At 74.1% G+C, this 24266-nt stretch carries 22 protein-coding genes; 9 read left to right on the top strand and 13 right to left on the bottom strand.

The window, feature by feature from the left end; all coding sequences use genetic code 11:
- Positions 1 to 32: 32 nt before the first annotated feature.
- Positions 33 to 1763 (bottom strand): YibE/F family protein, encoded by a 1731-nt coding sequence (locus tag D0D28_RS21415; RefSeq protein ID WP_240323293.1) that lies wholly within the window; start codon positions 1761 to 1763, stop codon positions 33 to 35.
- 129 nt (positions 1764 to 1892) lie between these two features.
- On the opposite strand from D0D28_RS21415, the gene D0D28_RS21410 reads away from it, so the two are divergent.
- Together D0D28_RS21410 and D0D28_RS37695 are read left to right on the top strand one after the other, a co-directional pair.
- Positions 1893 to 2297, top strand: a complete 405-nt coding sequence (locus tag D0D28_RS21410) for an SsgA family sporulation/cell division regulator (protein WP_094008384.1) — start codon at positions 1893 to 1895, stop codon at positions 2295 to 2297.
- Positions 2298 to 2491: 194 nt separating this feature from the next.
- Complete coding sequence (locus tag D0D28_RS37695; RefSeq protein WP_429727767.1) at positions 2492 to 3025, top strand: helix-turn-helix domain-containing protein; 534 nt, start codon at positions 2492 to 2494, stop codon at positions 3023 to 3025.
- A gap of 49 nt (positions 3026 to 3074) precedes the next feature.
- Here D0D28_RS37695 and D0D28_RS21400 read toward each other — a convergent pair whose 3' ends face one another.
- Genes D0D28_RS21400 through D0D28_RS21390 form a run of 3 tightly spaced genes read right to left on the bottom strand, consistent with a single transcriptional unit; the run spans position 3075 to position 7239 of the window.
- Positions 3075 to 4334 carry an ABC transporter substrate-binding protein gene (locus tag D0D28_RS21400; RefSeq protein WP_116111758.1) on the bottom strand — a complete coding sequence of 420 codons (1260 nt, stop codon included), beginning with the start codon at positions 4332 to 4334 and terminating at the stop codon, positions 3075 to 3077.
- Complete coding sequence (locus D0D28_RS21395) at positions 4331 to 5419, bottom strand: hypothetical protein (RefSeq protein WP_162831145.1); 1089 nt, start codon at positions 5417 to 5419, stop codon at positions 4331 to 4333. The genes D0D28_RS21400 and D0D28_RS21395 overlap by 4 nt, the downstream gene beginning before the upstream one ends.
- Entirely contained in the window at positions 5416 to 7239 is a 1824-nt protein-coding gene (locus D0D28_RS21390) for a serine/threonine protein kinase (protein ID WP_116111756.1), read from the bottom strand. Before D0D28_RS21390 ends, D0D28_RS21395 begins: the two co-directional genes overlap by 4 nt.
- A gap of 80 nt (positions 7240 to 7319) precedes the next feature.
- On the opposite strand from D0D28_RS21390, the gene D0D28_RS21385 reads away from it, so the two are divergent.
- Complete coding sequence (locus tag D0D28_RS21385; protein ID WP_162831144.1) at positions 7320 to 8360, top strand: GlxA family transcriptional regulator; 1041 nt, start codon at positions 7320 to 7322, stop codon at positions 8358 to 8360.
- An 82-nt stretch (positions 8361 to 8442) separates the two neighbouring features.
- Positions 8443 to 8814, top strand: a complete 372-nt coding sequence (locus D0D28_RS21380) for a peptidase inhibitor family I36 protein (protein ID WP_162831143.1) — start codon at positions 8443 to 8445, stop codon at positions 8812 to 8814.
- Positions 8815 to 8883: 69 nt separating this feature from the next.
- Here the strand turns inward: D0D28_RS21380 and D0D28_RS21375 are convergent, their stop codons facing one another.
- From D0D28_RS21375 to D0D28_RS21360, 4 genes are all read right to left on the bottom strand, one after another.
- Positions 8884 to 10989, bottom strand: a complete 2106-nt coding sequence (locus D0D28_RS21375; protein WP_116111754.1) for a transglycosylase domain-containing protein — start codon at positions 10987 to 10989, stop codon at positions 8884 to 8886.
- A 78-nt stretch (positions 10990 to 11067) separates the two neighbouring features.
- Positions 11068 to 11784: a WbqC family protein gene (locus D0D28_RS21370; protein ID WP_233157493.1), complete on the bottom strand. Its 717-nt coding sequence runs from the start codon at positions 11782 to 11784 to the stop codon at positions 11068 to 11070.
- Between the two features lie 13 nt (positions 11785 to 11797).
- Complete coding sequence (locus D0D28_RS21365; RefSeq protein ID WP_094008378.1) at positions 11798 to 12451, bottom strand: YdcF family protein; 654 nt, start codon at positions 12449 to 12451, stop codon at positions 11798 to 11800.
- Positions 12452 to 12458: 7 nt separating this feature from the next.
- Positions 12459 to 13550, bottom strand: a complete 1092-nt coding sequence (locus D0D28_RS21360) for a helix-turn-helix domain-containing protein (protein WP_116111753.1) — start codon at positions 13548 to 13550, stop codon at positions 12459 to 12461.
- A 299-nt stretch (positions 13551 to 13849) separates the two neighbouring features.
- Between D0D28_RS21360 and D0D28_RS21355 the strand changes: the two genes are divergently transcribed.
- Positions 13850 to 14473: a TetR/AcrR family transcriptional regulator gene (locus tag D0D28_RS21355; protein ID WP_094008376.1), complete on the top strand. Its 624-nt coding sequence runs from the start codon at positions 13850 to 13852 to the stop codon at positions 14471 to 14473.
- Positions 14470 to 15348 carry a homocysteine S-methyltransferase gene (gene mmuM, locus D0D28_RS21350; protein WP_116111752.1) on the top strand — a complete coding sequence of 293 codons (879 nt, stop codon included), beginning with the start codon at positions 14470 to 14472 and terminating at the stop codon, positions 15346 to 15348. The genes D0D28_RS21355 and mmuM overlap by 4 nt, the downstream gene beginning before the upstream one ends.
- Here mmuM and D0D28_RS21345 read toward each other — a convergent pair.
- From D0D28_RS21345 to D0D28_RS21335, 3 genes are read right to left on the bottom strand one after another with little or no spacing between them, the layout of a single operon-like run.
- Positions 15317 to 16204, bottom strand: a complete 888-nt coding sequence (locus D0D28_RS21345) for a UbiA family prenyltransferase (protein WP_116111751.1) — start codon at positions 16202 to 16204, stop codon at positions 15317 to 15319. The genes mmuM and D0D28_RS21345 overlap by 32 nt on opposite strands.
- Positions 16192 to 17424, bottom strand: a complete 1233-nt coding sequence (locus D0D28_RS21340) for a cytochrome P450 (protein ID WP_116111750.1) — start codon at positions 17422 to 17424, stop codon at positions 16192 to 16194. The genes D0D28_RS21345 and D0D28_RS21340 overlap by 13 nt, the downstream gene beginning before the upstream one ends.
- Entirely contained in the window at positions 17425 to 18951 is a 1527-nt protein-coding gene (locus tag D0D28_RS21335) for a prenyltransferase/squalene oxidase repeat-containing protein (protein ID WP_116111811.1), read from the bottom strand.
- 211 nt (positions 18952 to 19162) lie between these two features.
- Between D0D28_RS21335 and D0D28_RS21330 the strand changes: the two genes are divergently transcribed.
- A complete protein-coding gene (locus D0D28_RS21330; protein ID WP_116111749.1) occupies positions 19163 to 20071 on the top strand; it encodes a proteasome assembly chaperone family protein in 909 nt (302 codons plus the stop codon).
- A gap of 202 nt (positions 20072 to 20273) precedes the next feature.
- Here the strand turns inward: D0D28_RS21330 and D0D28_RS21325 are convergent, their stop codons facing one another.
- Positions 20274 to 21605, bottom strand: a complete 1332-nt coding sequence (locus tag D0D28_RS21325) for a carboxylesterase/lipase family protein (protein ID WP_116111748.1) — start codon at positions 21603 to 21605, stop codon at positions 20274 to 20276.
- Between the two features lie 59 nt (positions 21606 to 21664).
- Entirely contained in the window at positions 21665 to 22264 is a 600-nt protein-coding gene (locus D0D28_RS21320; protein WP_094008370.1) for an HNH endonuclease, read from the bottom strand.
- Between the two features lie 113 nt (positions 22265 to 22377).
- Between D0D28_RS21320 and hmgA the strand changes: the two genes are divergently transcribed.
- Both hmgA and D0D28_RS21310 read left to right on the top strand, forming a co-directional pair.
- Positions 22378 to 23700, top strand: coding sequence for a homogentisate 1,2-dioxygenase (gene hmgA, locus D0D28_RS21315; RefSeq protein WP_116111747.1), 1323 nt, complete (start codon positions 22378 to 22380; stop codon positions 23698 to 23700).
- A gap of 120 nt (positions 23701 to 23820) precedes the next feature.
- Positions 23821 to 24266 (top strand): phosphoribosyltransferase (locus D0D28_RS21310; protein WP_275895912.1); only part of this gene is annotated, 446 nt, incomplete at its 3' end.

Here is a 24266-nt window from a genome sequence, read left to right as displayed (position 1 = left end):
GGGCCTGACCAGCGCGGGGTGCTCGCCTGGGGCTAGTGATCGCTGCTGTGCCTGGTGGGGCTGACGGGTTCGCGGCTGGCGATCATCGCGGCCAGCACGGTGGTCACCGGCACGGCCGCGACGATGCCGACGCTGCCGGCCAGGGTCCGCACGATCTCCTGCGCGACGTCCTGCGAGCCGAGGATCGCGCCGAGCCCGACGCCGGAGATCGACGAGTACAGCATCACCGGCAGCGCGGCGCCGGCGTAGGCCATGACCAGCGTGTTCACCGCCGAGCCGACGTGGTCGCGGCCGATCCGCAGCCCCGCGGAGTACAGCTCGCGCCAGGTCAGCGACGGGTTGGCGCGGCGCAGCTCCCACACGGCGCTGGTCTGGGTGACGGTGACGTCGTCGAGCACGCCGAGCGCGCCGATCAGGATGGCGGCCAGCAGCAGGCCGCGCGCGTCGATGCCGTGGCCGAGGGAGGCGATGAGCGTCGAGGTGCTGTCGTCCAGCCCGGTCAGGGACGCGGCCGCGGAGAAGGTCGCCGACAGCGCGCCGATCAGGGCCAGGCTGACCAGCGTGCCCAGCACGGCGACGGAGGTGCGGGCGGACAGGCCGTGGGTCAGGTACAGGGCGATGAACATGATGAGCCCGGCGCCGACGATCGCGACGAGCAGCGGGTTCTCCCCGGCCAGGATCGCGGGCAGCACGAACGCCACCAGCACGACGAAACTGAGCACCAGCGCGCCGAGCGCGGCCAGGCCGTGCCAGCGCCCGAGGACGACCACGCCGATCGCGAACAGCGCGGCGAGCACGGCGAGCGGGAGGCCGCGCTGGAAGTCGACCAGCTGGTAGGAGCCGGGATCGGCCGCATCGCCGCCGTTGTAGGCCAGGACGACGTCGTCGCCGGCGCTGAAGCGCGGGGTGCTCGGCTCGATGGGCACGGTCAGCTCGACGGTGCGCCCGCTGCCCGGCCCGTCGGTGAGGGTGATGGTGGCGGTGAGGCAGGGCTTGGCGTCCGGCTGGTCGCCGACCTGCACCTGACCGGCGGCCAGGCAGGGGCCGGAGGTGGCGGTGCTGATGGTGCCGTGGACGGGGGTGCCCTGCGAGATCGCCGAGTCCGGTTCGGCCTGGCCCCAGGGGTAGAGCAGCAGCAGGCCGGCGACGGTGGCGAGCGCGATGGGGGCCAGCAGCCAGATGAGGAGGAGCTTGACGCGCCGGGAGGCCGGCGGTGCGGGGGAGTGGCCGTGGCCGTGCCCGTGCCCGGTGGGTGGCGCGGCGGCGCGGGGCGGGGTGTCTTCGGAGCGGCGCGCCCGGTGGCCGGTGCTTTCGGCGCGCCCCCGTCGCGGGCGGCCGGCTCCGCTCGCACGATGCGCCGCGCGCGGAAGGCTCGCCTCGGAGGGCCCGGCGGCCTCGTCCGATCCGGCAGGGCTCCGGGGCGGGCGCGCCGTGCGCTCGTCAGGGTTCCGGCGGCCAGTGCGACGCGAGTCCGCTTCGGCGGCAGTCGCGCGCGATCGCCGGCCGGTGCCCGGGGCGCCGCCACCAGCACGTGCGGAGCTGCCACTTCCGGTGCCGTGACGCCCGTCCGCTCGGTGCTCCGCGGAGGAAGCCCCCGCGGCGGGCCGGCCACCCAGGGCGTCGCCACCCGCGGGCCGGGCGGGGGAGTCGCCGGTCTCGGCGTAGCGCCGCGCCCGTCGCGCGCGGCGGGGGTCGGCAGCAGGCGGCCCGGGGATCCGGCGGATCGGGCCGGTCTCCGCCGTGGGGTCGTCGTCGTGCTGCATCGGTCCATCGTCCCGCCCGCCGCCGTCACTCCAGCGGGTGGGTCGTGAAATTCCTCCGCGAAACCGCGTAACGACGGCCCCCCGGATCCGTCCTATTGGCGAAGAGCCGCGGGAGGACAGGAGGCCATCGTGCACGCGGAAACGGTCGAGGAGCACCAGTTCGTCAGCCTGGACGGCTACGACATCCCGGTCTTCTCGCGGTGGAGCTACACCACCGCCGATCCCTACGCCATCACCCTCGCTTTCCGGGCCGACCGCGGCCGCTGGGTCGAGTGGTGCTTCGCGCGGGACCTCCTCGTCGCCGGGATCAGCGAACCGGCGGGCGAGGGCGACGTGCGGATCCGGCCCGACCTGCCGACCGGTCCGGACCAGCTGCTCATCGAGCTGGAATCGCCGGACGGGTACGCCGTCGTCGAGCTCAGCCGCGAGGGCGCGGCCCGCTTCATCGCCTCCACCCACGCGCTCGTCCCGCTCGGCGCGGAGAGCGCCCTGGTCGACGTGGACGGGTTCATCGCGGAGATCACCAAGGTCTGAAACCCGTTCCCCGCGGCGGCGAACGGCGTTCACCCGGTCGTGATCCTGCACCCGGCCGCCGTCGCCGAGCGGGCCACCGTCTCCGCCCTCGTCGCCGCGCGGCACGCCGTCGCGGGCGTCAACGGCATCACCCCCACCGGCTCGTCGGTCGGGCCGGCCAGGCGACCTTCGACGCCAAGGTCGCCGAACGCCTGGTGGCCGCGTTGGACGCCCGGCCCCGGGGGAAGCCCTCGCTGCCGGACGGACTGACCGCACGCGAGGCGGAGGTCGTCGGGCTCATCGCCCGCGGGCTGACCAACGCGGAGATCGCCGCCGAGTTGTGCATCGGCGAGGCGGTGAAGACCCACATCAACAACGCGTTCGCGAAGATCGGCGTCCGGCACCGTGCCGAAGCCGTCCGCTACGGCCTGGAGCACCAGCTCTGGCCCGTGCCTACGTGGAAAGCCGGGCGGGACAGGGCAGGCGCCGGGGAAGCGGCTGGAAGGGGGCCGTCACCAGGGGCGCCCTCGACCACCTGGACGACCGGAACCGCCCGAACGACCACCGGCGCTGAGACACGGCCGGGGAAAGGGTCTGGGGACATGACCGGCGGACTGCTCCTGGCCGACGGCGACGGCATCATGGGCGAGCTGCTGCACGACTTCCTCGTGAAGGGCCTCATCGTGGTGGTGCTGGTGCTCATCGCCATGGTGGTGATCTGGAAGACCGCCGGCCGGAAGCGGGACTGATGGCTCCGCACGGCGGCACTCCGTCACCTCAGGTCGCAGGCCGTGGCGCTCAGCGTCCACAAGGGACGCTCAGCCACTCCTGCGGGCTGACGCCCAGCCGGATCCGGTCGAGTTGCTCCAGCAGCGTCTCCAGGCGGCCGGGGTCGTCGAGGTACTCCAGCGTCGCGCGGTAGAAGGCGTTCGCCATCGTCGCGGGCATCAGGTCCGAGGCGTCGAAGCAGAGGGTGCCGCCGGAGCGCAGCGTTTCGGCGATCTTGCGCGCCGCCGGGTGGCCGTCGTAGACGCGCAGGTCCACCGAGCGCGTCGCGGAGAACGCGCTGCCTCCGCTGACCCGCGGCCAGATCTCCTGCGCCGCCGGGGTCGCCAGGTACCGGATCAGCGCCCGCGACGCCGGCGTGTCGGTGAACATCCCCGCCAGATCGGCCGACACCTCGTACGTCCCCGGCGCCACGTCCGGCCCGGCCGGCGGGACGGCCACGAAGTCCAGCTCACGTCCGGCGTCCGGGTAGCGCGCCAGCATGAACGAGCCGTTGTGCTCGTAGGCGCAGCTCTGCGGCGAGGTCAGCATGCCCTTGCCGGCGCCGGCGAAGTTGGTCAGCAGCACCCGGCCCGGGTTGTCCCCGACGGTGCCGGCCATCATCGCGCCCCACGTCTGCCACGCGCGCCGCACCGCGGGCGCGGTCCACGCCAGCTGCCCGGCCGCCCACTGGCGGTAGACGTCCGGTCCGGACTGGTGCAGCAGGACGTCCTCCACCCAGTCGGTGCCCGGCCACCCGGACACCGGTGGCGCGCTCAGCCCGAGGCACCACGGGCGCGCGCCGGTCGCGGCCGCGAACTCGTCCCAGGTGCCGGGCTGGGCCAGGCCGTGCAGCGCCGGGTTGAACCACACGATGCTCTTCAGGTCCACCTTCACCGCGATCCCGTACAGGTGCGCCTGCCCGGCCACCTGCAGCTGGAGCCACTGTGGACCGTAGATCTCCGCCGGCGGCGCGCCGAGCACGTCGTCCAGCGGGTACAGGTTGTGCGAGCGCACGTAGGTGACCAGCTCACCCGGGTTCGGCACGACCGCGATGTCCGGCGGGTTGCCGTTCTGCACGTCCGAGGCGAGCACCTGCGACACCGCGCGCGTGCCCTGGTAGTGCACCCGGATCCCGGTCTCCGCGGTGAACCCCGCCAGCACCTGCTCGAACGCCGCGCCCTCCGCGCCGGTCCACGACGCGAGCACGGTGATCGTGCGCGTGCCCGCCCCGGCGCCGCAGCCGGTCAGGCACGCGGCGAGCAGGATCAGCACCCCGGCCAGGCCCCTCATGAGCGGAACCGGTATTCGTCGAGCCGGGCGTGCAGCCCCCACCCGGCGAGCACGGCGATCGCCAGCGTCACCGCGGGCACCACCAGCGGCAACTGGCTGCTCGCCGCGGCCGCCTCCAGCCGGTCGCTGACGTCCCGGGTGCCCGCCGCGGTGGTCGCCTCGTCCGGAATGGTGCCCGCCACGCTCGTCGGCACCTGGCCCGCCGCGCCCACCGTCGGCCCGCAGTCCCCGCCCCGGCAGTGCGCGGTGACCAGGCGGATCAGCTTGTCCTGGCCGTCGGCGTCGGTCAGCGCCATCCGCCGGTCCCACCCGGCCAGCACCTCGGTCAGCCGGTCTCGCGCGGTGTCCAGCCGGTGCGCGGCGACGAGGGTGAACATCATGCTGGCGCACAACCCGAGCAGCAGCAGCGTGGCCGCCAGCAGCTGCGGGTTCACCAGCCGCTGGAAGCGCTTTCCCAGGTACAGCTGGGTGACGCACAGCAGCGCGAGCAGCACCGCGATCGGCACCGCCCACAGCGCGGGCGTGGCCGGGTGCAGCCAGCCGGTGGTCAGCTGCCGCGCCAGGGCCTGCTCCTGCACCGACCGCAGGTCGCCGAGCTGCTCCAGCACGCCGTCGGGGGAGTGCAGCAGCTGCGAGGAGGCGTCCCACAGGTCCGCCGTGCCGACGACCTCGCCGCCGCCCTGCCGGTAGTGCGCGTCGGCCTGCGCGACCGCGGCCCGGTAGGCGGCGAGCAGTCCCTCGACCAGGCGCAGGATCTGGCTGCCCGCGTCCCCGGCCTCGTTCAGCTCGGCGACGCGGGTGAGGCTCTGGCTCGCCAGCGCGGTCTGCGTCGCGTACTCGGTGCCGGCCCCGGCGAGGCGGACCTCGCCGGAGGTGAAGCTGCGCACCGCCGCCCGGTCCGCCCGGATCAGCGCCGACTCGGCCGCCGCCACCTCGACCACCGCCTCCGCCGTCCGGTCCCGCACGGTCTCCGCCGCCATCTGCACGCCCCGCACCGTGGCGAACCCGGTGACCAGCACGGCCAGGGTGGTCACCAGCAGGGCCACCCGCAGCCGGACCAGCGTGCGCCGCGTCGTCGAGCTCACCACAGGGACCTCGCTCGCACGCCGTTGGCCCGGTCGATCAGCACACCGTGCTCGTCCGCGGTGCGGGCCTGCCGCGACAGCTCGCGGTAGGACCGTTCCAGCCGGTCCCGCAAACCCTTCTCCGACACCGGATTCCCCAGCACCGGGCCGGGCGGCAGCGAGCCGTCGCCGTGCTCCAGCACGAAGGAGAAAGCGCTCTCCTGCACCGCGGTCGCCAGGCGCTGCCACGACTCCTCGCTGTCCAGCGTCAAGGTGTGCAGCCGGTCGGCGGCCGCCGCGACGTCGCTCGCCGACGGGTGCGCGCCACCGGGCAGGTGACCGGCGAGGATCCGGACCGCGGCCACCGCGGCGCCGTGCCGGTGCAGCGAGATCTCCGGCACCTCGTCGAGGATCGCCACCGCCGCGCCGCGCTCCCCGGCGCGCAGCCGGATGCGCGCCAGCCCGAACGCCGCGCTGGCCTGCAACCGGTCGCACGCCCACACCGCCTGGTAGAAAGCGGCCGCGGTGTCCGGCCGCGACAGGTACTCGGCGCAGAACCCCAGCGCCAGTTTCGGCGCGAGCTCGCCGGGGGTGGCCCGGTAGACCTCGTCGAACAGCTCCCCGGCCTCGCGCACCCGGGGCCCGGCCACCGGCAGCAGGCCGCGGTGCCAGCTGGTGCGCCAGTCGTGGTGCGCCCGCCAGCCCAGCTGCCGCTCCGCCGACCGCAGGCAGTGCCCCGCCGCGGTCAGGTTGCCTGCTTCCAGGTGCGCGCGGGCCCGGTGGAAGTCCACCTCCACCGATCCCGGGACGCGCGCGAGCTTGGTGAGCAGCCGCCGCGGGTCCGGCGCGCGCACGGTGTGCAGCAGCGGCGTGTGCGGGTCGTCCGGATCGGGGAACGGCACGGGCAGGCCGGTCGCCACGTCCGCCGGGGAGGGCCGCCCGCCGGCCAGGGTGGTGCTGCCGCCGCCGGTCCACGTGGTCAGCGGCGGGGCCAGGCTGAGCCCGTCGTCCAGCAGCGCCGCGGATTCGGCGAACACCGCCGACCGCGCCGGCCGCGACTTGCCGTCGGTCAGGCAGCGCACCTCGCGCAGCACCCCGCGCACCTGGTTCAGCATCTCCGGCACGTCGGCGAAGCGCCGGTCGTAGCCGGCGGTCGCGCGGGCGACCAGACGGCGGAACGACTCCGCCCCCGGATCGCCGTCGCCGCACTCGACCAGCTCGTCGAGCATGACCCCGACGGCGTGGATGTCGGCCCGCTCGGTCAGCCCGTGCTCGCGGATCTCGGTGTGGCCGACCAGGTAGGGCGTGGTGCCCAGGATCGGGCTCTCCCGGTCGCCGGTGCGGCGGATCGCGCCGAAGTCGATCAGCTTGGCCGAGCGGCGCGTGCGGATCACGTTGTCCGGCTTCATGTCGCAGTACAGCAGGCCCTTGCCGTGCAGGTAGGCCAGCGCGCCCAGCACGTCGACGGCGCACGCGAGCGCGTCGGCGATCGTCATCCCGCCCGCGTCACGCACACTCCGCAGCGACGGCCCGTCGACGTGGTCCATCACCAGGTACCGCAGGCCGCGGTGGGTGACGACGTTGACGATGCGGACGATGTTGGGGTGTTCGAGCGCGGTGAGCACGCGGCTCTCGTGCACGGCCAGCTTGATCGCGGCCGTGTCGTGCGGGCGGGTCAGGCCCTTGAGCACCACCTGCTTGCCCTGCAGGTTCCGGTCGCGGGCGAGGTAGACGTAGCCGAACGCGCCGCGGGCGAAGCACCGGTCGACCTCGTACTGCCCGGCGACCAGCTCACCCGGCCCGAGCCCGGCGGGTTCCGGGGGCTCTTCCTCGAAGCCCACTCACCGGAGGTTACGACACGGCCCCGGTGCGTGGCTAGGTTGACCCCAGGCTGTCCGCCACGACGCGAAGGGGGTGTGACGTGCCAGCCGAGGACAGCGCGGTCCGGCGCGTGCTTCTGGTCGCCTACGACGATGCGCAGATTCTCGACCTCGCCTGCCCCAGCGCGGCGTTCGAGATCGCGAACAACCGCGGCGCGGCGCCACCGTATGCGATCGAGCTCGCCACGACGCGCGGGCGGCAAGTTCGCAGTTCCTCCGGAATCGGCCTGACCGGGGCCCGGCGGCTGGCGGCGGTCACCGGGCGGCTCGACACGATGCTGGTCGTCGGGGGACCGGGGACGGAAACCGCCATGGCCGACGATGGGTTGCTGACGCAGGTGCGCCGTCTGGCGCCGCGCTGCAGGCGGATCGCGTCGGTCTGCACGGGCGCCTTCGTGCTGGCGGCCGCGGGCTTGCTCGACGGCCGCCGCGCCACCACGCACTGGGAATACGGAGATCTGATGGCCTCGGCGTTCCCGGCCGTCACCGTCGACGTGGCGCCGCTGTACGTCCGCGACGGCAACGTCTACACCTCCGCCGGGATCACCAGCGCTCTGGACCTCACCCTGGCGTTGATCGAGGACGATCACGGACCGACCCTGGCCCGTGAGGTCGCCCGGGAACTGGTCGCCTACCTGCACCGGCCGGCCGATCAGGCGCAGATCAGCACGTTCCTGGCCCCGCCGCCCGGCGGCCGGATCGTCCGGGACCTGCTGGGGTACGTCGCCGCTCACCTTCCGGCGGATCTCAGCCCACCGGCGCTGGCGGCCCGCGCCGGGATCAGCACCCGGCACCTCACCCGTCTCTTCACGAGCCAGCTGGGAGTCACGCCGGCTCGCGCGGTTCGCCGGGTGCGCACCGAAGCCGCCGCCCACCTGGCGCGCGGCAGCGACCTGTCGCTCGCCGCGATCGCACGGCGGTGCGGGTTCCGGTCCGCGGAGACGCTCCGCCAGGCGTTCCTGAGCCACTACGGGATGACCGGGGACAGGATTCGCAGGATCACGGACATGCCCCGGCCGCTGACCCCGGCGCTTCCCGAGACTGACCGGTGTCAGGAACAGGGGCAGCCGCGCGAGGCGTAGTCATCGTGGTTCGACTGGGGATGTCCGGGGAGACAGCGGCGCATCGCGGGTACTGCCATCGACCGAAACCGGAGGATCCGTCGTGCACCGACCTCTTGCCCAGCTCTCGATCGCCTTGTCCGTCGCCGCCGCCTTCACCGCCCTGGCGGTACCGGCCGCGCAGGCGTCCCCGATCCACGTCTACTCGTTGAGCGACTGCCCGAACGGGCGGGTCTGCATGTGGACGGAAGGCAACTTCGCCTACGCCCCGACGGCCTACCCGGCGGTCTCCTTCCGCTCGCTGAACCCCGGCGACCACGACCGGGTCAGCAGCTGGGCCAACAAGACCCCGTACCAGTACTGCCTGTACGACAACGGCAACAAGGAACTCCTCGACACCCTCTCCCCGGGCAAGTCCCGCCGGACGATGCCGGAGGGAACCAACGATCGGGCGGACAGCTACGGGCGTTGCTGAGCCACGACCACGCCCACCGGCCAGGTGATCAAGCGGGAGGCCGGGCGACCCGGCCTCCCGCTGCGCCGGCTACGCGCGGGCCCGCAGGTACGCCGGATCGGCCGCGGGGATCGGGGTGTCCGGGCGGTTGCCGAGGATCTCGTTCATCGCGTGGAAGTACGGCGGCGCGGCCACCGTGCCGCCGAACGCGCCGTGCCCGCACGAGCCCAGGTGCACCGGCGGGCCGGGGCAGATTTCGGCCGGGTGCGGCCCGTCGGCGAAGACCATGGACGACACGGCGTAGTCGTCGACGCCGCCGACGAAGGCCACCGACTCGCTCCGCTGCGTCGTGCCGGTCTTGCCGAAGTCCGCGTGGTGCCAGCCCGCCGCGGCGGCCGCCGCCGCCGACGTGCCCGACACCGTGTCCTGGCTCAGGCCGTTCAGCAGCGAGTCCGCCAGCCCCGGCGGCACCGCCTGCTCGCACGCCTGCCGCCGCACCGGGACGTCGTGCCCGTACCGGTCGGTGACCGACAGGATCGGGTCCGGCGGGCACCAGGTGCCACCGCTCATCAGCGTCGCCGGCACGTTCGCCACCTCCAGCGGGCTCACCGGGCTGTTGCCGAGCGTGAACGACAGCTTGTCCTGGAAGTACTGCGACTGCGGCTGGCTGTACTGCGGGTCCGGCGACGACGGGTCGGGTTTCGCGCCCGCGTCGTTCGTGGTCAGCGTGTTCCGCAGGCCCAGCCGCCGCGCCACGTCCAGCACCGCGGGCATGCCGACCTGCTGCTCCAGGTTGACGAACGCGACGTTCGGCGAGGTGGCCAGACCGTCCCGCAGCGAGATCGGGTCCGGGTAGTGCACGCCGTCGTTCTGCACGCAGTACGGCTGCGTGTACTCGTTCGCTCCGGGCTGGGTGAAGCACTGGCCGGCCTGGTTGGGCAGTGGCGTGTCCAGGCCCGCCTTGCCGCTCTCCAGCGCGGCGGCCGCGGTGAAGATCTTGAAGGACGATCCGGCGCCGAACACGTTGCCCGCGCCCGCGACGATGTTGGTCGCCGTCTCGCCCCGCGCCGGGTCCGTGCCGTAGTTCCGGTTGGCGACCATCGCGAGCACCTCGTGGGTGGTCTGGCCCGGCCGGATCACCGCGAAGGTGTTCGCGACGCCGTCCTGCGTGACCGGCACGTTCGCGTCCACGGCGTCCTTCGCGATCCGGCTCACCCGCGGGTCCAGCGTGGTGCGGATGACGTACCCGCCGGTCTCCAGCTGGTCGGCGATGAACCCGGACCGGATCAGGTAGCTCTCCGCGTACTGGCAGAAGAAACCGGCGTCCGGCGCGGCGCCCAGGCACGTGCTGGACGGGACGTCCGGGCCGCCGGGCCGGACGCCGAGCGGCGCGGCCTGCGCGATGGCGCCGTCGGCCGCGGTGAGGGCTTTCGTGCCGACCATCGCGTCGATCACCAGGTTCCGCCGCTGCCGGGCCTGGTCCGGGTGGGTGTAGGGGTTGAAGAGGCTGGGGTTGTTCACCATCCCGGCCAGCAGCGCGGCCTGCGGCACCGTCAGCCTGTCCGGCGTGGTGCCGAAGTACGCGTGCGCTGCGGCGCCGACGCCGTAGATGTTGCCGGTGAACTCGACCACGTCGAGGTATCCGGTGAGGATGTCCTCCTTGGACACGGTCTGTCCGAGCTGGACGGCGATCTTGGCCTCGCGCAGCTTGCGGGCGATGGTGTCGGCCTGGTCGGCCAGCTGCGCCGCCCGGTCGTTCCGGTCGACGACGTTGACGAGGTAGTTCTTGACGTACTGCTGGGTGATCGTCGACCCGCCCTGCGTGCTGCCGCCGGAGGAGTCGTGCAGCGCGGCGCGCACCATGCCCTTCACGTCGACGCCGCCCTCGTCGTAGAAGCGCCGGTCCTCGATCGACACGATCGCGGCCTTCATCGCCGGGGAGATCTGCCCGGCGGTGACCGGGAGGCGGTACTGGTCGAACAACGTCGCGATCGGGGTGCCGTCCCGGTCGGTCACGGTGGTCACCAGCGGCTGCTCGCTGCCGGCGAGCGTGGCGGAGATCCCGTCCACGGCGTCGGCGACCTGGTTCGACAGCACACCCGCGCCCAGCACGACGGGCGCGGCGACCCCGGCGGCGAGCACCCCCGCGACCGCGCAGAAGGCGAGGAACCGGGGCACACCACGAGACGGACGCACGGGAGCCGAGGGTAAGCGGGCCGCCGTGAAGACCCGGTTGCCGGAATGGTCTTTACCTTGTGGACAAGGGGTCTTGGGTCAGCGCGCCGGCACGCAGTCCACGGCGAGCGCGTCGCGGACACCGGCCGCGCCGCGCTGCGCGAACGCCCACAGCGCGCTGGCCGTGCGCATCCCGCGTTCCCGGCTCAGCGGGGGTGGCGGGGGGTAGCGCACGTGGAGCCCGCGCTCCAGGAACGGGCGCTCCGACAGGTACTTCGCCCCGCCCGGCCCGCACAGGTAGGTGCCGGCGCCGACCGCGGCGGCGAGGTCGGCCAGCCGCTGCGACCGGCCCTCCCGCGAGGGCAGGTCGCTGCTGCGCACCACCGCGCCGCGCCAGCCGAGCCGGTGCAGCATCGCGCGCACCGACACCTCGGCCACGACCGCCGGCCGCTCGTTCAGCGCCAGCGCGGCGAGCACCTCCTCGACCAGCTCGCCGGTCTCGCGCCAGTGCGGGCAGCGGCCGTAGTACTGCCGCACCAGGCGGGACACCGTGCGGTGGGTGCCGGCCGGATCGGCCAGGAGCAGTTCGCCGATCCGGCTGTCCCGGCCGCGCGGGCGGTGCACCGGCACGGTCAGCCAGCGCTGGGCCTCCGGGTCGGCGGCCGCGGCGAGCCGGGCGCGGTGCTGGTAGTCGCGGGCGTTGAACTGCACGTCGTCGAGCACGACCCACACGTCGGCGCGGAGCAGTTTGCCCAGTGTGGACAGTCGGGGGAAGAGATTCGGTTGATGGACGGCGCAGGAAAGCGTCTCGGACACGGGCCGTATGGAATCACAGCATGCGGCTGCGGAATCCGGCGGCCACCAGTCGGCGATAGGCCGAATACACGATCGGGGGAATTTTCTGCGGAATGGCGAAACCCTTTCGGGGATACTCGATGAGGCGCTGGAAATCGCCCACGATCATGTCGATCAGTTCGGTGCCGTGCTGCGTCCGCAGCGCGTACTCGGTCAGCGACACCGGGGCCGAGGCGCACACCGGCTCGACCTCCGGCCACACCTTGCGCGTCGTCGCGAACGCCCGCCGCTCCATGTAGGGCATGGAGACCAGCATCAACGACGAGACCTCGATGCCCGCGGCGGCGAGAACCCGCCGCGACAGCGCGATGTTCTCCCCGGTGTTGGTCGCGTGCGGCTCGACGAGGATGGCGTCGTCGGGCACCCCGAGTTCCAGCGCCCGCTCCCGGTAGTGCACGCCCTCGCCGCGCGGGAAGGCACGCGCGGTCTCGCGGCTGTTGCCGCCGCTGAACACCACGACCGGGAACAGCCCGCGGTGGTAGAGTTCGGCCGCGTGCGCGGCGACGCCGAGGTCGTTGCAGCCCAGCGCCACCGCGGCCGAGCACGGTTTCGGGCGGTGGCGCAGCCGGTGGAACTCCCAGACGAGTTCGGCGTCGGCCCACACCGTGTCGAGTAGTACTTTGCGCATGGGTTTCTCACCGGGACTCGAAACGGCGGCGAATGCCGTCGATGCTGCGCAATTGGTGCATGAGCCCGTAGCGGGTGGAAATGCGCGCGGTCCGGTCCAGAATGGCGAGCCCGGAATCCGCGGTGGCGGTGTCGGAGAGCAGGATGTGCGCGTGCGCGGTGTCCAGCCGCACCTGCTGCAGCGGGGTGTCGTCGACCCGGTTGGTCAGGGCCACGTCGATGGCCCGGCCGGCCGCGGTGAGATCGCCCGCGCCGCGGTGGGCCAGCGCCAGCTTCTGGTGCGCGATCGACCAGTCCGCGGGCTCTTCCAGCGCCTCGAACTCGCGGATGGCCGGCACGATGTGGTGCGTCGCCGTCTCGTGCAGCCCGCGCTTGCTCAGCGCCGTGCCCACCCACAGCCGGGCGCGCGTGCGGTCGTGCGCGGACAGCCGCTCGTCGGCGGTCAGGCTTTCGTAGCGCGCGGCGGCCGAATCCAGCTGCCCGGACATCTCGTCGATGACGACCAGCTGCAGTTCCAGCTGGGCCACGCGGCGCGGGGACTCCAGCTCGGTGAACACGCGCAGCGCCTGCCGGTAGACGTGCTCGGCGGACAGCCGGCCGCGCAGCGCGCCCTGGTCCTGCCGCACCTCGCCGAGCAGCCGCAGCGACCGGCCGTAGAGGTACATGCCCTGCCGGTCGGAGCTGTTCGGCTCGAACCGGGCCAGCCAGCGGTCCAGCAGCGTGCGCGCGAGCCGGAACTCCTGGCGCCCCAGGCACGCCACCGTGCGGTCCAGGTCGTCGGTCCAGGCCTCGTAGTCGTAGCGGGGGACCGGTTCCGGCGCGCGGCCGGCTTCGCGCGCCTGGGTCACCAGCACCTCGAACCGGGTGCGGGCGCCGGCGTCGGCCCTGGCCAGAGCGGTGTCGAGGATGGCCTGCGTGTCCGGCCGCGGCACCGTCGAGGTGCCGCCGCTCTCCCATTTGGCGACGGTGCGCGCCGCGACGCCGAGGTAGGCCGCGAACCCCCGCACCGACAGGCGGAGGGCGTGCCGCAGCAGCCGCGCCTCCCGCCCCGTCCACTGCTGGGCGGTCGCGGCTCCCGGAGGGTTCGTCCCGGCGGCCACACGATCAGGGTAACCACATCGGGGGGCGGTAAGTACACCGAAAGTGCAACGGTGGTTCGTTTCCGTCACGAGTTCGCTCGTTCAGGCTAGAGCAAGGCACTCGTCGCCGGGTTGACTCCTTTGTCCCGGGCCGATCCCCGGCGCCGGGTGCCGCTCCACCCTCCCTCCCGTGCCGGGGCGGGCGCGCTCCTCGTGCCCGCGGGATCTCCGCGCCCGCCCCGGCGCGGATCCCGCGCTGCGGCAGGGGAAACCGCCCGCGCGGAGGTGTCGTCCCCCGGACGGCGCACTACGATGGGGTGATGACCGGCATTTCCACGCCTGCCCGGAACACGTTCCGCGAGCAGCAGTGGCGGGAGGCGCACGACCGTTACCTCGAGTGCGCCCGCGAGGTCTTCGCCCGTCTCGGCTACCACGCCGCCACGGTCGCCGACATCGTGGCGGCCGCCAACGGCAGCCGGGCCACCTTCTACGCGCACTTCCGCGACAAGGCCGACATCGCGGCGGCGCTGTTCGAGCGGATCCTGCCGGACACGGCCGCGCTCTACCGGATGCTCGCGCGCTTCCCGGAGCTGACCCGCGACCGCGTGCGCGACTGGCTGGACGAGCACGTGCTCGCGTTCTGGGCACGCTACGCCGTGGAGATCGACGTGCTGACGCAGGCGGTCGCCGACGACCCGCGCGTCGCGGCACGGCACTACCAGTGGGGCGTGGACGCGGCGCGGGAGCTGGCGCCGTACCTGACACAGTGGACCGGCGAGCACGAGCAGGCCGGGCTGACCCGCGCGCTGTTGCTCGTGCTGCAGCTGGAACAGGCGTGCTACCACTGGCTGATCCGCGGCGTCGGTCACGACCGCGCGCTGGTGCTGGACGTGCTCGCCGACGTGTGGTGGCGCGAGCTGACCTTCCTGCGCACCGGCCCGTGACCGTCGTGCTGGACGGTGGGCTGGCCACCGAACTGGAGGCGCGCGGGCACGACCTGTCCGGCGAGCTGTGGTCGGCCCGGCTGCTCGCCGACGACCCGGCCGCGATCGTCGCCGCGCACCGCGCGTTCTTCCGCGCCGGGGCGCGGATCGCGACCACCGCGAGCTACCAGGCGAGCCTCGGCGGGTTCGCGGAGCTGGGCCTGGACTCCGGCGAGGCGGTCCGGTTGCTGGAGCTGAGCGTCGAACTCGCCCGCGAGGCACGGGTGACCGGCGACGAGCTGGTCGCCGCCTCGATCGGGCCGTACGGCGCCACGCTCGCCGACGGGTCGGAGTACCGCGGCCGCTACGGGCTGACCGTGGCGGAGCTGACCGCGTTCCACCGCCCCCGCGCGGACTTCGTCGCCGCGGCCGGGCCGGACCTGCTGGCCTGCGAGACGGTGCCCGATGTGGACGAAGCCGAAGCGATGCTGCTCGCCATCGAGGGGCTCGGCGTCCCGGCGTGGCTGTCCTACACGATCGAGGGCGGGAGCACGCGCGCCGGGCAGCCCCTGACCGAGGCGTTTTCGGTCGCTCGCGGCAACGACCAGATCGTGGCCGTGGGCGTGAACTGCTGCGATCCGCGGGATGTCGCGGTGGCGGCGCGGATCGCGCGGGAGGCGAGCGGGAAACCGGTGATCGCCTACCCCAACAGCGGGGAGACCTGGGACGCGCGGGCGCGCCGCTGGACCGGGCAGGCACGGTTCTCGCCGGAGGCGGTGCGCGACTGGCTCGCCGCCGGCGTCGAGTACGTGGGCGGGTGCTGCCGGGTGCGCCCGGACGACATCGCCGCGCTGGCCGCGGTGGTCACGCCAGGAGGGGGATCGCCACCAGCGTGAGGTCGCCGGCCAGCACGATCGGCGTGGCGAGCCGGCGCATGCGGGACAGGGAACCGCGCGGCCCGGCCAGCGCGATCATCCCGGCGAGGAAAGCGCCTTCGGCGACCACCCCGGCAACCGCCCAGCCCGGGCCGTACCGCCACCACAGCCCGCAGCCCAGCAGCGCCAGCCCGGCCGCCACGACCCCGCACGAGATCACCAGCGTCCGGCGCGGACCGTACCGCGCGCCCGGGGTGCGCACCCCCGTCCGCGCGTCGGCGGCGTGGTCCGGCGCGGAAAACCACGCCGTGCGGCCGAACGCGAGCACGCACAGCCCCGCCAGCACCGGCACCATCGACCGCTCCAGCGCCGGCCGCACCGCGAAGTACGACGCCAGCCCCGGCACCGCGAGGAACCCGGCCCCGAACACCGCGGGACCGGCGAACCCGCGTCGCTTCAGCCGCACCGGCTCCAGGTTGTACGCCAGGTGCGCGGCCAGCGCCACCGTGATCACCAGCAGCGCCGCCCACCGGCCCAGCCACACCGCCACCGCCGCGCCCAGCGCGAGCGCTGCCGCTGCTTCGGCCGCCGCCCAGGCGAAGATCCGCCCGCTGCCGATCCGCCGCGCCGCGCCCGCCAGGGCCGTCTTGTCCCGGTCCTGCTCGTCGGTGCGCAGATCGGCCGCGGTGTTCAGCGCCAGCGCGGCCAGCAGCACCAGCAGGGTGGCCGCCACGGTGAGCAGCACCGGTCCGCCGAGCAGGTGCCGCGGATCCGCGAACGCCGCACCCCAGCAGGCGTAGGCCAGATAGCTCAGCGGCAGCGGGAAGTGCAGGCGGTGCACGAGAACCACGTCGCGCCACCACGTCAGTCCCGGCACGCCACCACTTCCACGCGCAGCCGGGCCGACGGCGCCATCGCGTGCCCGCGGAGCTTCGCCACCCCGGCCCGCGGGTTGACGCACCGCAGCGCGCGGCGGCGCAGCAGGGCGGTGGTGATCATCCGGATCTCCAGCTGCCCGAGCTGGCTGCCCAGGCAGAACCGGGTGCCGCCGCCGAAGGGAAGGTAGCCCTCGGGCACGCCGCGGCGGCCCAGGAACCGGCCGGGGTCGAAGGTGTGCGGGGACGGGAAGTACTCGGACCGGTGGTGCGCCAGGTAGATCGCGGGGGTGAGCACGGTCCCGGCGGGCAGTGTCCGGCCGAGCAGCTCTGCCGTCTCCGGCAGCGCCCGGTTCCCGGCGACCTCGACCGGCGGGTGCAGCCGCAGCACCTCGGAGATCACCGCCTGCAGCACCGGGACCTCCGCCGGATCGGAACCGTCGCCGGTGGTGGCGGCCAGTTCGGACAGCACGGCCTCGCGCAGGTCGGCCCGGCGCGTGAGCCAGTACAGCGTCCACGCGGTCGCCGACGCGGTCGTCTCGTGCCCGGCGAACAGCAGCGACACCACCTGGTCGCGCAGCTCGTCGTCCGGCACCGCGCCGAGCCCGCCGTGCCCGGTCAGCAGCGGCGACACCAGGTTCCGCGGATCCGCCTTCGCGGCGGCGACCAGCCGCGCGTCCAGCTCCGCGCCCGATGCGGGCAGGCCGCCGCGCAGGAACCGGTGGGCCAGTGCGCGGCGGCGCGACCCCAGCGCGTGGTCCAGCCACGCCGTGACATCGCGCAGCAGCGCCGGATCCGCCTCACCCAGGATGATCCGCGCGACGATGTCCAGCGCGAGCCGCCGCGTCCACGCCGCCAGGCCGAACACCGTGCCCGCGCCGAGCGCGTCGATCGCCGCCGCGGCCGCCTGCGCGATGAGGCCGTGGTAGGCCCGCAACCGCCGTCCGCGCAGCGGTGCGCCGAGCAGCTTGCGGTACGCCGCGTGGCGCGCGCCGTCGGCCCACAGCATCGACTTCGGCCCCAGCAGCGGGGCGAGCGAGCGGCTGCCCGGGTGCCGCAGGCGCGGGTCCTGCCGGAACAGCGCCGTGAGCGCTTCGTGGTGCCACACCAGGATCTTCGGCGCCGGGCCGGTGCGCACGTCCAGCATCGCGGCCGGGTCGTCGGCGTGCGCGTCGAGGAACCGCAGCGGTGCGGCGGCGAGCGCGAGTTCCACCCGGTTCATTCACGCCGTCCGCTCGGCCGGTGCCGGCTCGAGCCGCGCCAGCAGCGCCGCGACCCGCGGCCGGCGGCGGGCCAGGTGCAGCGCGGCGATCCCCTCCGCGCGCACGATCCGGCCCGGGGTGTACAGGTCCTTGTCGTGCCACAGCGGGGGATGCGCGGTGTCCGGCCAGGACAGCAGGAACACGCAGCCGCGCGCGGCGGCCTCGTCCGCCCACGGCTCCCCGGCGCGGGCCAGGACCTGGACGGCGTAGGCGGTTTCCTCGAACGTGCCCTGCCAGCGGCCCCACGAGCCGTCCGGCCGCTGCGTCGCCGCGATCCACCGCAGCGCCCGGGCGCGGGCCGTCGCGCCGCGCCCGCTGCCCGCCAGCGCGAGGAAGCACCGCGCGGTCGCGTAGTACGGGGAGGCGTGCCACTTGTCGGTCCAGCTGCCGTCCGGGTGCTGCTGGTCCCCGATCCACGCGGCGACCCGTCCGGCCACTTCGGACGGTCCGTGCGCGCAGAGCGCCTGCAGCACGTGGGCGTTCGTGGTCACCGACGGCGTGCGCTCGTCCGGGTAGGTGCAGAAGTGACCGTCCACGTGGTACTCCCGCAGGCAGTCCAGCGGATGCGGCCGGCCCTGCGCCGCCAGCGCGTACAGGGCGGTGGAGGTGTCGTCAGCGTCCGGCGGCAGGCCCGCCCCGCCCGCGAGGCCGTGCGGGCCGATCTCCGCGGCCAGGTCGTCGAGCACCTCGTCCGGGACGGTCACCGCCAGGCCCGCGTCGGCGAACGTGGACAGCACCCAGGAGCGTTCGAACACCGTCAGCGGCGCGGCGACCGGCACCGCTCCGCCGTGGCGCGCCTGGACGTTCTCCAGGTACCGCAGGCCGGGGTGGGCGCCGCCCTCGCCGCCGAGCCAGGCCGCGGTGGCGGCGGGGGAGCAGCCCAGCCCGTTCTCGCCGGGGGCGGAGCCGACGTTGCGCGCGGCCGGCCCCAGCGCCTCCAGCGAGTGCAGGATCTTGTCCGGCAGCGCCCGCCCGTCCTCGGCCAGCCGGCGCAATTCGTGCAGCAGGGCCGGGTGCGTGCCCTCGGGGTGCGGCAGGCGGCGGCCGCCGGTGAGCACGACGCCGTCGGCCGCCAGCGCGTCCAGGTGCGCGTTGAGCGCGGACACCAGCGACGGCACCAGGATCTCGACCGCGACCGTGTCCGGGAGGCGGACCCGCAGGTCCGGGCCCCACCGCGTGGACAGCGCCCGCAGCCCGTGCTCCGCGGCGGCCGCGATCGCCGGGGCGCCGGTGCGGCGGAACTCGGTCAGCAGGCCCTCGGTGGCGCTCAGCGTCGGGAGCAGACCGTAGCCCTCCGGCCCGCCCCAGCCGCCGTCGGCGGCCTGCCGGTCGAGCAGGAACGCGACGCGGCCGGCGTGCCCGGGCAGTCCGGGCAGGAGCGTGACGAGACGGGCGGTTTCGTACACCGACGGGGAGAAGTCCCCGTACGGATCGGTGACCATGGCGCGCAGCAGGTGGTGCGCGTGCTCGGCCAGGTCGGCGGTCATGGGCGGTCCCTCGTGGTCCAGCGGCACGTTGATCACGCTCGGTGTACCGGCCGTGACGGAGAGATCCAACCTAGCATCCCTGAACACCGTTCTTAACCGGTTTCGCCCGAGTGGCGCAGTAACCCGGTGGAACGAAACCCTTCGATGGGATGGATCTCGGCCCTCGCTACGTTGAGTGTCGAGGAGAGGTGCCCGGAACAGGCAGGAGGCTGTGGTGTTCGATCCGACGGATCTCTACGAGGTGGACTCGGAGCTCCCGGAGTTGAGCGGGGCGGTGCTGTTGCACCAGCTCGACGGCTTCATGGATGCCGGCCAGGCGGGGGCGCTGGTCAGCGAGCACCTCAAGGCGAACTGGGACAACCGGGTGGTGGCCCGGTTCGACGTGGACCGGCTGATCGACTACCGCGCGCGGCGGCCGGTGATGACGTTCGACACCGACCACTGGGAGAGCTACGACACACCAGAGCTGGCGGTGCGGCTGTTCCACGACGAGGTCGGCACGCCGTTCCTGTTGCTGAGCGGCCCGGAGCCGGACGCGATGTGGGAGCGCTACGCCGCCGCGGTGCGGACGCTGGTGGAGCGGTGGGACGTGCGGATGACCGTGTCGTTCCACGGGATCCCGATGGGCGCGCCGCACACGCGCCCGCTCGGCGTGACCGCGCACGCGACCCGGCGCGAGCTGATCGGTGACTACGAGCCGGTGCTCAACCGGCTGGAGGTGCCGGGCAGCGCGCTGAACCTGACCGAGTTCCGGCTCGGCGAGGCCGGGCACGACGCCGTCGGGTTCGCCGCGCACGTGCCGCACTACCTGGCGCAGTCCCGCTACCCGGCGGCGGCGCTGACCGTGCTGGGCTCGATCACGCGGCTGGCGGGCCTGTCCCTGCCGGACGAGGCGCTGCGGGCGGCCTCCCGCCGCACGGACGCCGAGATCGCCCGGCAGGTGGCCGAATCCGACGAGGTGGCCGACGTCGTGCACGCGCTGGAGCGGCAGTACGACCTGTTCGTCGAGGCGATGGACGGGAAGAAGACCCTGCTGGCCGACGAGAGCGCGATGCCGACCGCCGAGGAGCTCGGCGCGGAGTTCGAACGCTTCCTGGCCGAACAGGACCGCCGCGACTGAGCCCGGCCCGCGAGTCCCACGCTCGGGCGCGCGAGTCCCACGCTCAGGCGCGCGAGTTGCCCGCCCGGGCGCGGCCAGCAGGCCGCCGTTGGCGAGGCGCAGTGCGGAACTCGCGGGCGCGAACGTGGAACTCGCGGGCGCGAACGCGGAACTCGCGGGCGTGTACGTGGGACTCGCGGGCGGGAGCGTGGGACTCGCGCAGTCAGGGGAGGCGGTGCGGGGCGCGCTTCGGCGTGTGCCGCGGCCATCCCGGCGACGGGGTGCCGGTGCGGGTGAAGGACAGCCATGCCGCGCGTAGCTCGCGGCCCAGTTCGGTCAGTGTCGTCCACTCGGCGCCGGCCAGCATCGGCGCCGCCCGCCACGCCGTCTCGTCGCCGAGCAGGAACGGCAGGTCCACGCAGTGCCCGGCGCCGTACGGCGAATCCGGCGCGCCCCAGTCGAACACGTAGCTGTAGACCCGCCCGCCCCGCGCGGCGAGCTGGTCGGCGAAGGCCCGCGAGGGGGCCCCGAACATCCACCGCGTGATGCCGGCCTTCACCGCCGCCACCCCGCGCGCGGTGACCGGGAACCGTTCCAGGTGGGCGAATCCCGGCTTGCCGGTGAGGAACGAGTTCATCTCGGCCGCCGTGGTGCCGATCAGCACGTCCACGTCCGGGGCGAACCGCGCCCGCTGCGACAGCCAGTGCGTCACGCTCGGCAGCGGCGGCGCGTCGGCGACCGGGCAGAACGGCGGCACCGAGTACAGCCCGCCCGGCCCGGCGGCCTTGACGATCGTGTCGTTCTGGGCGCGCAGGATCTCCGCGACCGGGGCCGTCCGCGGATCCCCGCGCAGCGCGGTGGTGAACAACCGCGCCGTGCGCGCGGCGCTGCGGGGGCCGGCGAGCCGTAGGCCCAGCGGCGCGCTCTGCAGGATCGCCCGCCGGAACAGGCCCCGCGCCTCCGGCAGCGCCATCAGGCACGCGATCGAATGCGCCCCCGCCGACTGCCCGAACACGGTGACGTCGTCCGGGTTGCCGCCGAAGGCCGCCGCGTTCTCCCGGACCCACCGCAGCGCGGCGAGCTGGTCCAGCAGGCCGAGGTTGCCCGGCGAGACCCCGGGCAGGCGCAGGTAGCCGAGCGCGCCGAGCCGGTAGTTGGGCGCCACGAACACCACGTCGCCCTCGGTCACCAGCCGGTGTCCACCGTAGAACCCGAACGAGTTCGCCCCGGTGACGTACGCGCCGCCGTGCAGCCACACCATGACCGGCCGCTTGCGATCGTCGGCGGCGGGCGTGATCACGGTGAGATTGAGGCAGTCCTCGTCCTGGCCCGGCACGTCCGCCGGGACGCCCATGACCCCGTCCGGCCGCACCGGCGGCTGGGGGCTGACCGGGCCGTGGCGGCCGGCGTCGCGCACCCCGGTCCACGGCTCGGCGGGCTCGGGCGGGGCGAACCGGGGCGCGCGGGCGAACGGGATGCCGCGGAACTCGGCCAGGCCGTCGGCCGTGACGAATCCGCGAAGCTTGCCGCCCCCGGCGGCCACCACGGTGTCCACACCACCACTGTAACCGCGGCCCCCGCGCGATGATCGCGGAGCGGATTCCGCCGCACCGCTCAGGACGGGCGCGGGTAGAGCCGCCGGGTGACCGACAGCCAGTGCGCCTCGTCCGGGCCCAGGGGCGGCCGGCCGAGGGAGTCCCACAGGTCGGCGTAGCGGTCGGCCAGACCGTGCCAGCCGTCGTCGGCCGGGTCCCGCAGCGTCCACCCCAGCGCGTCCAGAGGCAGGTTCCCCTTCGCGCTGTTGCACACCCAGCAGGCGGTGACGATGTTGGCCGGATCGAGCGGGTCGCCGCCCCGGGTCACCGGATCGACGTGGTCGTGGGTGGCCGAGATCGTCTCGACGGCCGGGTGCACTTCGCCGGCCTTCCAGTTCCGGTGGTACGGGAACTCCCGCGGGTACGCGGCCGACACCAGGCGCATGACGGGCGTGAGGACGGTCCGGACGCCGCAGTAGCGGCACTGGTAGCGGTCGCGCTCGAAGATCCCGGCCCGGGCGCGGACCGAGGGTGTCCGCCGGTGGACGGGCGGCCGGAGCCGCTCGGCGATGGCGGCCATCCGCGCGTCCGCCGCCGCGCGATCGCGCCGGATGAGCGCCCGGACCAGGTCGTCGAGCGCATCGGGGTAGCCGGCCGCGTTCCCGCTCGTCGTCCTCACCGCAACCCTCCCGCCGCCGGAGCGCCATGATCCTGGGGTGCCGCCGAAGTTGACCCGCGTGCGCCGCCCGACCACGCTGGAGTCAGCTCAGCAGCCGACGAGGGGTGTGCACGATGACGAGCACGATCGAGCCGGGCGTCCGGGCGGGCACCGAACTGGCGTACCTGACGGGCTTCGGCAACGAGCACCACAGCGAAGCGGTCCCCGGCGCCCTGCCGGTCGGCCGCAACTCCCCGCAGCGCGCGCCGCTCGGGCTCTACGCCGAGCAGCACAGCGCCACCGCCTTCACCGAACCGCGCGCCCACAACCGGCGCAGCTGGGTCTACCGCATCCGGCCCTCCGCCGCGCATCCGCCGTTTCACCCGATCGAGCATCCGACGCTGCGCAGCGCCCCGGTGACCGACGGCCTGCCGGACCCGAACCGGATGCGCTGGGACCCGGTGCCCTTCCCCGGCGAACCGGCCGACTTCGTCGACGGCCTCTACACCATCGGCGCGACCGGCAACGTCCTGCAGCGCGCCGGCATCGGCATCCACGTCTACCGCGCCGACCGCTCGATGACCGGCCGCTGCTTCGCCGACGCGGACGGGGAACTGCTGCTGGTGCCGGAACTCGGCGGCCTGATGGTCCACACCGAATACGGCAGGCTGCGCGTCGAACCCGGGGAGATCGCGGTGATCGGCCGCGGTGTGCGGTTCCGCGTCGACCTGCTCGGCGACCGCGCGCGCGGATACGTGTGCGAGAACTACGGGCAGCCGTTCACCCTCCCCGAACTCGGGCCCATCGGCGCCAACGGCCTGGCCAACCCGCGCGACTTCCAGTACCCGGTCGCGGCGTTCGAGGACCGGGAGGCGACCGTCGAGGTGGTGCAGAAGTTCGGCGGGCGGCTGTGGGCGGCCGAGTACGACCACTCGCCGCTGGACGTCGTGGCCTGGCACGGCAACCACGCCGCCTACAAGTACGACACCGCGCGGTTCAACGTGATGGGCACGGTCAGCTACGACCACCCGGACCCGTCGATCTACACGGTCCTGACCTCGCCGTCGGAACTCTCCGGACAGGCCAATGCGGACTTCGTGGTCTTCGCGCCGCGCTGGCTCGTCGGCGAGGACACCTTCCGCCCGCCCTGGTACCACCGCAACGTGATGAGCGAGTTCATGGGCCTGGTCAAGGGTGTCTACGACGCCAAGGCCGAAGGGTTCGTGCCGGGCGGGGCGAGCCTGCACAACATGTGGTCGGCGCACGGCCCGGACGCCGCCACCTACGCCACGGCCAGCACGCAGGAACTGGTGCCGCAGAAGATCGACGACACGCTCGCGTTCATGTTCGAAACGCGCTGGCCCGTGGTGACGACGGACTTCGCCGCGTCGGCGGCGCACCGGCAACCCGGCTACGACGAGGTGTGGCGCGGGATCCGGCGCGAGTTCACCGGCTGAGCACGGAAGGTGCGCGGCGGGTCCCGTACCGCCGTCCGGCCCAGTGGGGCCCTAGGACTCTCGCCGCGGATCCTCGCCGCCGATACGGTCGCCGGAGAACTTCGCGGAGGAGGTACTCCGATGCCGTTCACCGACCGGAGGGACGCCGGTCGCCGCCTCGCGGCGCGACTGGACCGGTGGCGAGGCAGCGACGCGGTGGTGCTGGGGCTTCCGCGCGGGGGCGTGCCGGTCGCGTCGGAGGTGGCCCGCGCGCTCGGCGCGCCGCTGGACGTGGTCCTGGTGCGCAAGCTGGGCCTGCCGTTCCAGCCGGAGCTCGCGCTGGGCGCGATCGGCGAGGGCGGGCTGCGGGTGGTGGACCCGGATCTGGTGCGGCGGTTCGGGATCAGCGCGGCGGAGCTGGCCCCGGTGGAGGCCGCGGAACGGTCCGAACTGGACCGTCGCGCCGCCCGGTTCCGGTCCGGCCGGGCGCCGGTGCCGCTGGCGGGACGGACGGCGATCGTCGTCGACGACGGGGTGGCGACCGGGGCGAGCGCGCGGGTCGCGGTGGCGGCCGCGCGGGCGGCGGG

This window comes from Amycolatopsis ruanii, assembly GCF_003385175.1.
GTDB classification, from domain to species: Bacteria; Actinomycetota; Actinomycetes; order Mycobacteriales; family Pseudonocardiaceae; genus Amycolatopsis_E; species Amycolatopsis_E thermalba.
The sequence above is the reverse complement of the archived record's forward strand: the minus strand, read 5'-3'. Positions and strand labels throughout refer to the sequence as shown.

Excerpts from the sequence above, each read along its gene's own strand:
- D0D28_RS21335 (WP_116111811.1), bottom strand. The coding sequence starts at position 18,951 with ATGACCGCCGACCTGGCCGAGCACGCGCACCACCTGCTGCGCGCCATG.
- D0D28_RS21340 (WP_116111750.1), bottom strand. The coding sequence starts at position 17,424 with ATGAACCGGGTGGAACTCGCGCTCGCCGCCGCACCGCTGCGGTTCCTC.
- D0D28_RS21400 (WP_116111758.1), bottom strand. The coding sequence starts at position 4,334 with ATGAGGGGCCTGGCCGGGGTGCTGATCCTGCTCGCCGCGTGCCTGACC.
- D0D28_RS21365 (WP_094008378.1), bottom strand. The coding sequence starts at position 12,451 with ATGCGCAAAGTACTACTCGACACGGTGTGGGCCGACGCCGAACTCGTC.
- D0D28_RS21415 (WP_240323293.1), bottom strand. The coding sequence starts at position 1,763 with ATGCAGCACGACGACGACCCCACGGCGGAGACCGGCCCGATCCGCCGG.
- hmgA (WP_116111747.1), top strand. The coding sequence starts at position 22,378 with ATGACGAGCACGATCGAGCCGGGCGTCCGGGCGGGCACCGAACTGGCG.
- D0D28_RS21355 (WP_094008376.1), top strand. The coding sequence starts at position 13,850 with ATGACCGGCATTTCCACGCCTGCCCGGAACACGTTCCGCGAGCAGCAG.